The 14,328-nt window shown below is 32.8% G+C and carries 12 protein-coding genes; all 12 read left to right on the forward strand.

Annotated elements, in window-relative coordinates:
* The first annotated feature begins 80 nt into the window (after positions 1-80).
* The 12 genes from pheT (at position 81) to KPL51_RS10125 (ending at position 14,278) form a co-directional block, all read left to right on the forward strand.
* Positions 81-2,459: a phenylalanine--tRNA ligase subunit beta gene (gene pheT / locus KPL51_RS10070; RefSeq protein ID WP_216160399.1), complete on the forward strand. Its 2,379-nt coding sequence runs from the start codon at positions 81-83 to the stop codon at positions 2,457-2,459.
* 180 nt (positions 2,460-2,639) lie between these two features.
* Entirely contained in the window at positions 2,640-3,239 is a 600-nt protein-coding gene (locus KPL51_RS10075; protein WP_216160402.1) for a cell division protein ZapA, read from the forward strand.
* A gap of 259 nt (positions 3,240-3,498) precedes the next feature.
* Complete coding sequence (locus KPL51_RS10080) at positions 3,499-4,317, forward strand: transporter substrate-binding domain-containing protein (RefSeq protein ID WP_216160405.1); 819 nt, start codon at positions 3,499-3,501, stop codon at positions 4,315-4,317.
* 36 nt (positions 4,318-4,353) lie between these two features.
* A complete protein-coding gene (locus KPL51_RS10085) occupies positions 4,354-5,004 on the forward strand; it encodes an amino acid ABC transporter permease (protein WP_216160409.1) in 651 nt (216 codons plus the stop codon).
* On the forward strand, positions 4,997-5,719 hold the full coding sequence (locus tag KPL51_RS10090; RefSeq protein WP_216160412.1) for an amino acid ABC transporter ATP-binding protein: 723 nt from the start codon (positions 4,997-4,999) through the stop codon (positions 5,717-5,719). Before KPL51_RS10085 ends, KPL51_RS10090 begins: the two co-directional genes overlap by 8 nt.
* 456 nt (positions 5,720-6,175) lie before the next feature.
* Positions 6,176-7,810, forward strand: a complete 1,635-nt coding sequence (locus KPL51_RS10095; protein WP_216160415.1) for a S41 family peptidase — start codon at positions 6,176-6,178, stop codon at positions 7,808-7,810.
* Positions 7,811-8,285: 475 nt separating this feature from the next.
* The gene (locus KPL51_RS10100; protein ID WP_224854061.1) at positions 8,286-9,998 is read left to right on the forward strand and encodes an ABC transporter substrate-binding protein; all 1,713 of its coding nucleotides are present in this window, start codon (positions 8,286-8,288) and stop codon (positions 9,996-9,998) included.
* Between the two features lie 148 nt (positions 9,999-10,146).
* Positions 10,147-11,109 (forward strand): ABC transporter permease, encoded by a 963-nt coding sequence (locus tag KPL51_RS10105; RefSeq protein ID WP_216160418.1) that lies wholly within the window; start codon positions 10,147-10,149, stop codon positions 11,107-11,109.
* An 11-nt stretch (positions 11,110-11,120) separates the two neighbouring features.
* Positions 11,121-12,038 (forward strand): oligopeptide ABC transporter permease, encoded by a 918-nt coding sequence (opp4C, locus tag KPL51_RS10110; RefSeq protein WP_216160421.1) that lies wholly within the window; start codon positions 11,121-11,123, stop codon positions 12,036-12,038.
* A gap of 12 nt (positions 12,039-12,050) precedes the next feature.
* Positions 12,051-13,028, forward strand: a complete 978-nt coding sequence (locus tag KPL51_RS10115) for an ABC transporter ATP-binding protein (protein ID WP_216160424.1) — start codon at positions 12,051-12,053, stop codon at positions 13,026-13,028.
* A complete protein-coding gene (locus KPL51_RS10120; protein WP_216160428.1) occupies positions 13,029-13,994 on the forward strand; it encodes an ABC transporter ATP-binding protein in 966 nt (321 codons plus the stop codon).
* An 80-nt stretch (positions 13,995-14,074) separates the two neighbouring features.
* Positions 14,075-14,278: a hypothetical protein gene (locus KPL51_RS10125; protein WP_216160432.1), complete on the forward strand. Its 204-nt coding sequence runs from the start codon at positions 14,075-14,077 to the stop codon at positions 14,276-14,278.
* Positions 14,279-14,328 lie beyond the last annotated feature (50 nt).

Consider the following 14,328-nt stretch of genomic DNA (forward strand, 5'->3'; position numbering starts at 1 on the left):
ATAATTGACTGTTATAAGAAGTACAGGAGACAAACAATGGATAATTGTTTTGTACTGCGTGTATGCTAGGAGGATATAAAATGAAAATTCCAGTTAAATGGCTTAAAGATTATGTAGATATAGATATTTCACCAAAGGAGCTTGGGGGCATTTTAACGATGTCTGGTTCAAACGTAGAAGAGGTTATTATATCAGGTGCTGAAATTGAAAATGTTGTTACAGGCAAAATAATAGAAATAGTAAAACATCCAGATGCTGATAAATTAGTTGTATGTCAAGTTGATATAGGACTGGACGTTCCAACACAAATTGTTACAGCAGCTACTAATATGAAGGAGCAGGACATTGTACCGGTAGCGCTTCACGGATCAAGTTTACATGGAGGTTTAAAAATAAAAAAAGGCAAGCTTCGTGGAATACTTTCAAATGGTATGTTTTGCTCTGAGGAAGAACTTGGAATCGCAGGAGATGAACCTGTTCATGGGCTAATGATACTGCCTGCTGATACTATAGTTGGAAAAGACATAAAAGAAGTTTTGAAGCTTCAAAGCGCAGTAATAGATTTTGAGATAACTTCTAATAGACCAGACTGCTTAAGTGTCCTAGGCATAGCTAGAGAAACAGCTGCAACACTAGGTACTCAGTATAGAAAACCAGCACTAGACTATAAAGCTACCCCAGGTGAAAACGTGGAAGATATTTATAAGGTTCATATTAAAGATGAACTTTGCAGAAGATACATGTTAAAGGGTGTAAAAAATATAAAAATAGAACCTTCTCCACAATGGATGCAAGAAAGGCTCTTAGAAGCAGAAATAAGACCTATAAATAACATAGTTGATATTACAAACTTTGTTATGATAGAGATTGGTCAACCTATGCATGCTTTTGATGCTAGGCAAATTAAGACTAATAATATAACTATTGAAAGATCTAAGCCACTAGAAAAATTTATTACCTTGGATAAAGTAGAGAGAGATTTAGACGAGTGTATTTTAAATATAAAAGATGGGGATAGAGCTATAGCTATAGCGGGTATAATGGGAGGCCTAAATTCTGAAATTAGAGAAGATACCAGCAGAATAATATTTGAGAGTGCAAACTTTGAGGGCGTTAATATAAGATTATCTTCTAAAAAATTATCGTTAAGAACTGATGCATCTTCAAGATATGAAAAAGATTTAGATCCTAATATGGCTGAGATGGCAATAGATAGGGCTTGTCATTTAATACAAGAATTAGGTGCAGGTGAAATAATGGAAGGATGTATAGATGTATATCCTAAACAACTTATTCCTCATACTTTAGAAGTTGATTCAAGTTGGATTAATAGTTTTTTAGGAACTGATATATCTAAGGGTAATATGAAAATGTACCTTGATAGATTAGAACTCTCTACAGAAATACAAGGTGATGCACTAGTTATACTAGTACCTACAAATAGATCTGATATAAACATCAGAGAAGACGTAGCAGAAGAAGTAGCTAGGATATTTGGTTATGATAATATACCATCTACTATACCTAATTGTACGGCAACAAAGAGTGGAAAAAGTGAAAAGCAAAAATTTGAAGATAAAGTAGTGGAGGCTTTAACTAGTAGCGCTCTTAATCAATCCATAAGCTATTCCTTTGTAAGCCCTAAGATATTCAATAAAATTTTAGTTCCTAGCGATAGTAAGCTTAGAAAAGTAGTTACTATAAAAAATCCACTAGGTGAAGATTTTAGTATAATGAGAACTACAATGGTAGCATCTATGATGGAATGTTTAGGACGAAATTATTCGAGAAATAATGAAGAAGCTAGATTATTTGAAATAGGTAAAGTCTATATACCAAATGAAGATGCGCAGAAACTTCCAGAAGAGAGAAATATATTAACCATAGGAATGTATGGAAATGTTGATTATTTGGATTTAAAAGGTGTAGTAGAAAATGTATTAGATATTTTAGGAATAAAAAACACTTCATTTAAAAGAGAAAATGAAAATCCAACGTATCATCCTGGAAAAACCTCTAATCTATTTGTAAAGAGAGAACTTGTAGGCACAGTTGGAGAAATTCATCCCGGTGTTTCAGAGAATTATGAGGTGGAACAAAGATGTTATATTGCAGAACTAAATTTAGATGTATTATATAAGTATGCTGATTTTAATAAGAAATATAGTGCGATTCCAAAATTCCCAGCTGTAACAAGGGATATTGCACTCATAGTTGATGAGGAAGTTTTAGTTCAAGATATTGAAGATATTATTGTAAAACAAGGTAGTAATATTCTAGAAAGTGCTAAATTGTTCGATGTGTATAAAGGCAAACAAATAGCAGATGGAAAGAAAAGTATAGCCTATGCTATAGTATATAGAAAAGAAGATAAGACTTTAACAGACGAAGAAGTAAACAAGGTGCACGAAAAAATATTAAGATCATTAGAACATAAATTAGGTGCTGAACTTAGATAAGGCACATTCAAATTAGAACTCCCTTAGAAATAAGGGGGTTTTATTCGTTCATGAAAGCATAAAATAATGGCTAGTATGTAAATTGTTTTATTTGCATACTAAATTTGAAAATATTGGTTTTATTAAAACATATATTGTGGTACAATGAATACAACTAATCTGTCTAAGAGGGTGTTTTAGATGAACATTGTAACAATAAAGATAAATGGTAATGAGTATAATTTAAAAGGCAATGAAAAAGAAGAATATTTACATATGGTAGCTAGTTATGTTGATAAGAAAATAAAGAATATAATAGAAAACAATGAAAAGCTTAGCACTTCCTCAGCAGCAATTTTGACTGCCTTAAATTTAGGTGATGATATGTTTAAAAGCCATTCACTTTGCAAGGAACTTTCAGATAAGAGTGAACTTCTAGAAAAACATGATAAGGAATCAATTAAGCAATTAGAAGATTATAAAAAACAGCTAAATAATATGGAAGCATATAACCAAGAATTACTTACTAAATGTAAAAACGTAGAAAATGGTGAATATGTAAAAACCTTAGAACAAGAAAATATAAAGATGCGACAAGAGTTAGAAACTATGCAATCATCTCCTAAAATATATATTGAAGAAAATAGAAAAGTAAAGGTAGAAAATAAAGAAATGAGATTTAAACTTCAATCTTATAAATACAAAATAATTGATTTGCAAAACAAACTGATAGAATATCAAATTAGTTTAGCTAAACAAAAGAAAATTAGTAATCCGCTTTTAACTAGGGATAAAAAATAAAAATAAATTCATTATAGAATGCAATTAAATCATCGTCGAAAGACGATTTTTTTTATGCATTAATATACATGTATAAATATTGTAGAAATAATAAAAGGTCTATTAACCATGTATCTAAAGGGTAAAGAACGTTTACAAGACTTAAAGACTATGGATCTGCGGGTGTTAATAATTTATAAATATTAAAAAAATACATTGCATATTTATGCAATATATTGTATTCTTATATATGTAATATATATATAGGGGGGAGTAACATATGAAAAACAATAACAGTAAAAAAATAATCAGTATGATAATAACAATTTTAATAGCCTTTAGTTTATCTGGGTGTGCAAAGGGAAAGGCAACGGCGGAGATTTCAAAGACGGCTGAAATTAAAGAAAATGGTAAAATAGTAATTGGTACAAGTGCAGATTATCCGCCTTATGAATTTCATAAATCAATTGATGGTAAGGACACAATTGTGGGTTTTGATATAGAAATAGCTAAAGAAGTAGCAAAGGACTTAGGCGTAAAGCTTGAAATAAAGGATATGAAGTTTGATGGCCTACTGGCTGCACTAGAAACTGGAAATATAGATTTTGTTGCGGCAGGTATGACTCCTACAGAAGCTAGAAAAAAGAATGTGGATTTTTCTAAAACTTATTATACAGCGGTTCAATGTATTGTTATAAGAAGTGAAGATGAAGGTACAATTAAATCCTTAAAAGATTTAAAAAGTAAGAAAATTGGGGTTCAAAAGGGTGCAATACAGGAGCAATTAGCAAAGCAGCAATTATCAACTTCTGAAATAAAACCACTTGGTAAAGTGTCAGATCTTATATTGTCTTTAAATACTAAAAAAGTTGATGCTGTAATTGTTGAATTACCAGTTGCGCAGGCTTATGTAAAGCAAAATAAAGCTCTAGCATTATCTAAAGCAGAGCTTAAAACCAAAGAAGAGGGTTCTGCTGTAGCAGTAAAAAAGGGTAATGAAGATTTAGTAGATTCAATAAATACTACTATTGCTAAATTAATTAAGGATAAAACTATTGATAAATTAGTTGAAGATGCTAATAAAAATGCAGAATATTAAAAAATAATTATATAAATTATTGGAGAAGAGGATTATATGGATTTTTCATTTTTAAGTGAGTACTACATGTTTTTTATAAATGGAGCTAAATTTACATTAATAATTGCGTTTTTCTCTGTGCTACTCGGAGTTATCGGTGGAACTATTTTTGCATTGATGAAAATATCTAAAAATGTGATTTTAAATGCTATAGCATCTACATACGTTGAGATTATTAGGGGAACACCGGTTTTGGTACAACTATATATTATCTTTTATGGCTTGCCTTATGCTGGAGTACAATTGCCAGATATGGTAGCGGGAATTATCGCTCTTTCTATAAATAGTTCCGCTTATGTAGCGGAAATTATTCGTGGAGGAATAAATTCTGTTAATAAGGGACAAATGGAGGCGGCTAGGTCGCTTGGTATGTCCTATAACATGGCTATGATTAATATTATAATTCCACAAGCTGTGAAGACTATAATACCAGTGCTAGGAAATGAATTTATAGTAATTATCAAGGAATCTTCTATAGTTTCCGTAATAGGAATTCATGAGTTATCCTATAATGCAGACACGGTGAGAGGAAATATATTCAAGCCTTTTGAGCCATTACTAGTTTCAGCTTTTATATATTTTGTTATGACATTTACACTTTCTAAATTCATGAAACGTGTGGAAGCGAGGTTGAAAATCAGTGATTAAAGTTTGTAACTTAAAGAAAGATTTTGGGAAATTGCAAGTGCTTAAGGGTATTGACGTTCATGTTGAAAAAGGGGAAGTTGTTGTAGTTATTGGACCAAGCGGTTCTGGTAAAAGTACTTTTTTAAGATGTTTGAATTTACTTGAACAGCCAACTTCTGGTGAAATATATTTTCAAGAGGTTTCAATAATAAGTAAGCATAATAATATCGATATCCAAAGACAGAAGATGGGTATGGTTTTTCAAGAGTTCAATTTGTTTCCTCACATGACAATATTGGATAACGTAGCTTTTTCACCTATTAAGGTTAAAAAACTTTCGAAAGAAAACGCAGAGAAATTAGCTTTGGACCTGCTTTTCAAGGTTGGACTTCGAGATAAGGCGAGCAGTTACCCATCCCAATTATCAGGGGGGCAAAAACAAAGAATAGCAATTGTTAGAGCACTTGCTATGAAACCAGATGTAATGCTATTTGATGAGCCAACCTCTTCTCTAGATCCTGAAATGGTAGGAGAAGTGCTGGAGGTTATGAAGGGACTAGCCTTGGATGGAATGACTATGGTAGTTGTGACACATGAAATGGGCTTTGCTAAAGAAGTGGGAAGTAGGGTGCTATTTATGGATGATGGATATATTGTTGAAGATGGAACACCAGAGGAAGTTTTTAATAACCCTACCAATCAGCGAACAAAAGAATTTTTAGCGAAAATTTTATAGGATAAGTTATATATTAAAGGGAACTAGAAATAGTTCTCTTTTTAGTTAAGTATGAAATCTCTCTTGCATGCCTTGCAATCGAACTCGAAACAAGAAATTCCATTAAGAAATTCTAATCTTTTACTCATATGAAATTCTCTATGCTCACATTCGGCTTCCTGCCTCAGGTTCGCTAGCCTGTCCTCTGGGTATTCCTCAAGGGCGCATAACAATTATTAATTGTTATGCATCATGGCAGGCTTACGAGAATTTTATAATTACGATTCACCTTGATAATAATAATTTGTCGCTGTATATATAAGTAAAAAATGTTTTTAAAAAAAATTGTATTTACGACCTACATTTAATTGTAGTATTATAGATTTATAACTATTTATTGGATTATAAAAATAGTTAAGTATTATATGGATAAGTATTATAACAAAGGTAAAATTATTATTTGATGGGAGATAGGGTATGAAAAAGCAATCGTTTATAAATATTAATAAGTTTCAAAAGGTATTAAGCATATTATTAATACTATTATTTTTAAATCCCATATATGCAAAAGTAGTAGCTCAGCCTACTGTACTTCAAGAAGGCAAAAATATTATAAAAAGCAATTATGTAAATACAGTATCGGATTACGTATTAAATGCACCAGATCTAACTGAAATGGTTAAGAGACTTAATGATCCCTATTCTGATTATTTTACAAAAAAAGAGTACTCAGAATTTACAGGCAGTATTAACAATACATTTAGTGGAATCGGTATCGGAATAGATCTGGTGCCAGAAGGAATAAGGGTGTCCAGGGTTATTGAAAACTCCCCAGCAATAGATGCAGGACTTGTGGCAGGAGATATTATTGTACAAGCAGATAACAGCAGTTTAGTTGGAATTACATCTACTGAGGAAGCAATAAAATATATAAAGGGTGAATCAGGTACTTATGTGAAGATAGTAGTGCATAGAGGTACAGAGGTACTTAATTTTAATATTCAGCGTAGAGAAATAAAGTCACCAACTGTAGAGTGTAAAATGCTAACAGGTAAGGTAGCATATATAACTATTGTGTCTTTTGGCGAGGATACTGGTGATTTGTTTTCGAAAGCCCTAACTAAAATGAATGATTTGGGAGCTAAAAGTTATATTATAGACCTAAGATATAATGGTGGTGGATATATGGGCACGGCACTAGATATAGCAGGCCATTTTATTGGGAATGAACCAGCGATTATTATAGAAGATAAAAATTCAGTACAATATAAGTATAAAGCAGTGGCCCATGATAAACTTATAGACAAGCCAATAATTTTTTTGATAAATCAATATTCCGCTAGTGCATCGGAGATATTAGCAGCAGCGGTTAAGGATTATGACAAGGCGTTGTTTGTAGGCACAACAACTTATGGAAAAGGTGTTGCTCAACAGATGTTTCCGTTGTCTGATGGCAGCTATCTTAAACTTACTGTGGAAAAATTTTTTTCTCCACAAGGTAATATAATTCATAAGATTGGAATATCTCCAGATTTTAAAGCAGCGGATGATGTAGTTGATTCATTAAAGGTGGCAAACTTACTTCTTAGTGGTGCAAGTGTGCCTAAAGACAAAAGTGGTTATATGAGAATTGATCTAGATGGTAAAGAGTTTTATATTGACCTTAAAATGGCTAGAAGTGAGGAGTATTGGACTACATTTACTTACATACTTAGCAAAAGTTCACTAAATAACTCCTATAGTGGAACTAATGTAGGTTGGGAGAAAATCACCAGTGATGAGTTAAGCAGTAATATTTTTCAGGGCTTTTCTAATTATAAAATATTAAGTGATTTAAAAAAAGACTTAGATGTAGATAAACATTTTACCATTAATTTTAATATGAACATAGATCAAGATAGTATAAAGGCACAAGGAATTGAACTTATGGAAGCGAGTACTGGAAAAAGAATTTCACTGAAATTAGAGGCTAACAAGAATACTGTAATAGCAACACCAATAGAACAACTAGAAAAAGGACAAACATATTATTTGATAGTCAATGATAGTGTATCGGATATAAATGGGAAAAAAATAAAACAAGGCACTGTGATTAAATATATAATGCCTTAATGTAGCATATTATTTTAAAAACTTATATAAGGTTTAAAACTTGTAAAAAATATGAAAAAATAATATTCATATAAGGTTCAAAGTTTTATAAAAAAGGCTCATCATTTTCTTTGAAAATGTGAGCCTTTTTTATGTTCTATACGCGTAGAAACCATTTATTAGGTTAGATTATAAACTTTGCTTGTATAAAGATAGTAAATGAATTAGGTAAGTGTATTTATGATGTAATAATTTTATTTTGTAGTATAGATATTTATACAATATAAAGACTGAAAATTGCAAAAAGAATTATTAATCTACAAAAGGATGTAAATATCTAAGGAAAATAGAAGTCGAAGAAAATATATTGCCAATTTATAACATATATACTATAATTTACTTAAATTGATGGACAATAACATTAAATTATTTTAAAACCATATAATTGTATTGGTATCAAAATTTGACTCTATTAAATTTAAAGGGGGAATAATGATTGAAAAGGAAAGTTGTTGCATTTTTAAGTTTAGCTATGTCAATGACATTATTGTTTTCGGCTTGCGGTAAAAGTGGTGCTGGGGGTGCAGGAAAGGATTTAAAAGCATCAGAGGTTATTGTTGCAGTAAATCCAGAAAAATTACCACCAACAGCAACAAATAGAAAAGATACTATAGTTATTGGATTTACAGCACCAGAAGGAAAATTCAACCCTATTTATGGAGGTACAATTGATGATAGTTATGTCACTGAATTAGTGTTTGAAGGGTTAATGTCAAATGATGTTCAAGGAAATCCTACAGGTCTTGTAGCTAAAAAATGGGAGATTTCAGAGGATAATAAAACTTATACTTTCATTATAAACAAGGGAATTAAATTTAGTAATGGTGAAGAATTAAAGGCTAAAGATATCGAATTTACTTATACAGCTCTTTGTGACCCGAAGTATGATGGACCAAGAGCGGACGCAGTAGAAAAATTAGCTGGGTACAAGGAATACAACAAAGGCGATGCTAAAACGGTTACAGGAATAAAGGTTATAGACGATTATACAATTTCCTTTACTTTAACGGAAGTTAAAGCACCAGCTTTAAGTGGTGATTTTGGTTATGGGATTATGTGTAAAAGCTATTACACTTTTGAAAAGGGTAATGTAGCAAAATTAAAAGAGTTATTCTTAAAACCAATGGGATCTGGTCCTTACCTTTTTAAAACATATAAAGCAGGACAAGAAGCTGACTTTGAGAAAAACCCTACTTATTGGAAGGGTGAAGCTAAGATTAATAAGCTAATACTAAAAGTTACTAATGCTCAGACTGCCATTCAATCATTATCCGCTGGTGAAGTAGATATTGATAGAATTGGAACCTCACCAGAAAATATTCAAATGCTTAAAACATCAGGGTTTGTAAATATGCAATTGTATCCAGCAAATTCATATGGATATATGGGTTTAAACCTTAAGGATGAAAAATTAAAAGATGTGAAAGTACGTAAGGCACTTATTTATGGACTCAATAGAAAAGGATTTATAGATGCTAAATATAAAGGCTATGCTGAAGTTTGTAATTCACCAGTATCGCAAGTCTCTTGGGCATATTCTGATGATGTAACCAAATATGCATATGATCCTGCAAAAGCAAATACTTTATTAGAAGAAGCAGGTTGGCTTAAAAAGGATGATGGCTTTAGATATAAGGATGGCAAGAAGTTTGAAATTCACTGGATGACTTACAAAGGAAGTAAATACGTTGATATGTTAATTCCAATAGTAAAAGAGAATTGGAAGGCTATAGGAATAGATGTTATTCCTGAATTAATGGAATTCAATACACTATGTACAAAGGTTTATGATGAGCAAAAGTTTGAAATGTTTAATATGTCTTGGAGTTTAAGTATTGATCCAGATCCATCAGGAATATTTTCAGCGAAACAAGCAGAGCTAGGTGGATTCAATGCAGGGAACTGGATAAATCCTGAAAGTCTAAAATTAATGACAGCTGCGCTTAAGACCACTGATACAAACGAAAGAAAGAAACTATATGGAGAATGGTTAAAACTATTTACAGAGGATGTTCCATATATTTTGTTGGATCAAAGTAAAGAAATGTGGGCTGTAAGTTCAAGAGTTAAAGGTATAAGCTTATCTCCATATATTAGGTTTACTTATCAAATTGCAGAGGCAGAATTAGTTGTTCCTAAGGCTAAATAGTTAAATAAAATTTTAACTACATCTCAGAAGAAATGTTTCCCACTTCTATATGGGGAATAACAATTGCTCCGCAGGAGATGATTTAATTATCTTAATATATTTTACTATGCTTGGCTAACCCCAAGCATAGTTTAAAAGGGGGATTATCATGAGGCAGTATATAACTAGAAGATTGCTGCAAATGATACCAGTTTTAATAGGGGTATCTATAGTAATATTTTTAATAGTGCAGCTAGCACCAGGGGATGCATTAACAGGTAAAATGGATAAGGGACTCACAGCAGAAAGAAAGCAAGAATTAAGACACCAAATGGGTCTAGATTTACGATTGGACCAGCAGTACCTTAGATGGGCAGGTGGAGTGCTCCATGGGGATTTTGGTGAGTCTACTAACTTTAAACAACCAGTAGGGAAAGTTATGAACACATATATATGGAATAGCTTTTACTTAGCTATCTTATCATTAATACTAAGTGTATTAATTTCAATTCCAATCGGGGTAGTTTCTGCTACCAAACAGTACTCAAGATTTGATGCATTTTTCACCGTGTTTGCACTGATAGGGATTTCTATGCCCTCTTTCTTTTTTGGAATGCTTCTTATAAAAATATTCGCTGTAGATCTTGGAGTACTGCCAGTTACTGGAATGACAACAGCGGGAAATGTAGCAACGGGCCTTTCATATTTTTTAGATGTAGCTCGTCATATGATACTTCCATTAATTGTACTTACTTTAGGTAGTGTTGCAGGTCTTATGAGATACACAAGGTCTAGTATGTTAGAAGTTATAAGGCAGGATTATATAAGAACTGCTAGAGCTAAAGGCCTTAAGGAAAAGGTGGTTATATATAGACATGCTCTTAGAAATGGAATGATTCCTGTTATTACACTACTTGGATTTTGGCTTCCTGGATTATTTTCTGGAGCTTTTATTACAGAGACAATTTTTGGTTGGCCTGGTATAGGACCTATAGCAATTAATGCAGTAAGTGGACGCGATTATCCACTACTTATGGGTATAAATATCTTACTTGCAGCATTAACGTTGTTTGGAAACTTAATTGCAGATGTAACTTATGCCGTAGTTGATCCGAGAATAAGGCTAAAATAGGAGGTATCAAAATGCAATTAGAAGTAAAACCAAAAGGGAAGGATGCTAAAAAAGAAGAAATTTTGAGCCCTTGGAAGATAATAAGAAAAAGATTAAAGAAGAATAAACTAGCTATGTTTGGAATGTATATACTGCTTTTTATGATACTTATGGCGGTGTTTGGTCCAATCATATCACATTATAAAATGGATACCATAGATTTATTTAATGTATCAGCATCTCCATCTTTTAAACATATTTTGGGTACTGATGATGTGGGGAGAGATGTTTTAGTAAGAGTTATGTATGGTGGCAGAATATCTCTTTCAGTAGGAGTGCTTGCCGTACTTGTTGAAGTACTAATTGGAAGCATACTAGGGGGCATAGCAGGCTTTTATGGTGGAATGGTGGATAGCATAATAATGAGGATAGTTGATATATTTTTATGTTTTCCAAGCTTACCACTACTTATAATGCTTGCAGCGGTAATGTCAGATTTACAAGTTCCACCACAGTATAGGATGTACGTGGTTATGTTTATTATAGGCATACTTGGATGGCCAGGGCTTTGTCGTATTGTTCGTGGGCAAATATTATCTCTTAGAGAACAAGAATTTATGCAGGCGGCGGAAGCATTAGGTCTTAGGGACAAAAGAAAAATATTTAGTCATTTACTACCAAATACTTTTTCCTCTATTATAGTTTCAGCTACTTTAGGTATAGGTGGTGCAATACTAACGGAGTCGGCATTGAGTTTTCTAGGACTTGGAGTTACTCCACCAACACCATCTTGGGGTCAAATGATTCAGTCAGTTAATGATGCATATATATTGCAATTTCAACCTTGGGTCTGGGCACCTCCTGGTATATGTATATTTTTAACCGTAATGGGTATAAATTTATTTGGAGATGGACTTAGGGATGCCATTGATCCAAAACTAAAGGTTTAGGGGGCATGCTATATGAGTAAGAATTTAGTTGAAATAAAGAATTTAAAAACCTATTTTTATACAGAAGATGGCATTGTAAAAGCAGTTGATGATGTTAGTTTTAATATTAGGGAAGGTGAAATAATAGGTGTGGTTGGGGAATCGGGTTGTGGTAAAAGTGTTACAGCAATGTCAATAATGAGACTTATTCCGTCACCGCCAGGAAAAATAGTTGGCGGAGAAATTCTATTTGAAGACAAAAAGATATTAGAACTTAAAGATGATGAAATGAGAAAAATTAGGGGCAATGAAATAGCCGTAATATTTCAAGAACCTATGACCTCTTTAAACCCAATATTTACTATAGGGTACCAAATAGAAGAAGTAATTCAACTTCATCAAAAGTTAAATAAAATTCAAACTAAAAAAAAGGCGGTAGAAGTGTTAAAGCTAGTTGGGGTGCCAAGATCAGAAGACATTGTGAAGTGCTATCCTCATGAGCTTAGTGGGGGCATGCGTCAAAGGGCTATGATTGCAATGGCAGTGTCTTGTAATCCAAAGCTTTTAATAGCAGATGAGCCAACAACTGCCTTGGATGTAACCATTCAAGCACAGATACTTGATATTATGAAGGATTTAAAGAAAAAGCTTAACACCTCAATAATGCTTATCACTCATGATCTTGGTGTAATCGCCGAAATGGCAGAATATGTAGTAGTTATGTATGCTGGTAAGGTTGTTGAGGAAGCACCTGTAATTGAATTATTTAAAAATCCTATGCATCCATATACTGAAGGCTTAATGAAATCAAAACCGTCATTAGATAAAGATGTAGATAGATTATACTCAATACCGGGACAAGTTCCAAACCCAATTAATATGCCAGAAGAATGTTATTTTTGCGCCAGGTGCCCTAATGCTATGGATATTTGCAGGGTGCAGCAACCACCCATTAAAGAGATAAGACCAGGGCATAAGGTAGCTTGTTTTTTATATGAGGGAGGGAAATAAGTGAGCGATTCAATAGTGAGAGTAGAAAATTTAAAAACATATTTTCCTATTAGGGGTGGAATACTTCAAAAGACCGTAGGGTATGTTAAAGCTGTAGATGGCGTATCTTTATATATAAAAAAAGGAGAAACTTTGGGACTAGTTGGTGAATCTGGCTGTGGTAAGACTACAGTTGGTAGAACTATTTTAAGGCTTTTAAACAAAACAGAAGGAAATGTATATTTTAAAGATAAAAATGTATTTGAACTTTCTAAAAAAAATTTGAGAAATATACGGCCTAAGATGCAAATAATTTTTCAAGACCCATATAGTTCACTTAATCCAAGGCTTACTGTAGGGCAAATAGTTGGGGAAGCGCTTTTAGACCATGGGTTATTACCTAAAAGTGAAATTGCTGGTAGAGTGCAAGAAGTGCTAGAGATTTGTGGACTTGCCCCTTATCATATAAGAAGATATCCTCATGAATTTTCAGGTGGACAAAGGCAGAGAATAGGAATAGCAAGAGCTCTTATATTAAATCCTGAATTTATAGTTGCAGATGAGCCTGTGTCAGCTCTTGATGTGTCTATTCAATCTCAAATAGTAAACTTAATGTGTGATCTTCAAGAACAAATGGGCTTTTCATATTTGTTTATTTCACATGACTTAAGTGTAGTTAAACATATAAGTCATAGAATAGGGGTTATGTATCTAGGATCATTGGTGGAACTTGCATTAAAAAATGAACTATACAATAATCCTCTTCATCCATATACGAAGGCTTTGCTGTCAGCTGTACCAATGCCAGATCCGACACTTAAGAGAGAGAGAATTATACTGCAAGGTGATATACCAAGTCCTGCAAATCCACCGCCAGGCTGCAAATTTCATACCCGCTGCCCTTATGTTATGGAAAGGTGCAAAAGTGAGTGTCCCCAGTATAAAGATGTAGGTGGGGAACATTTTGTAGCATGCCATTTGATGTAGGTTTTACTTAGATATTAAGAACATGTATTTATTATAAGGTAAATTTATTTGGGATGCAAAATTAGAGGAGGGAGATTGCTATGAAAACGGAAAGAGAATTCAAAGGGATAGTAGCTGGCGATTTGTTATGTAAAAAAGTTAAATATGATGATGGTGTAGGCTGGAAGGATATTGTAGCCATTATGATAGCACAATTTCAGATATTGATGCCTATAATGCTTGTAGCTGCAATATTCATGACTTTGTTGTTATTCATTATAATGAAAGTATGGATTAGAGCTTAATATAAATAATAGACCCCAGTAATAGTGAAGAATTTGCCTTCTGCAAATTT

This window comes from Clostridium bowmanii, from assembly GCF_018861315.1.
Lineage (GTDB): Bacteria > Bacillota > Clostridia > Clostridiales > Clostridiaceae > Clostridium_AD > Clostridium_AD bowmanii.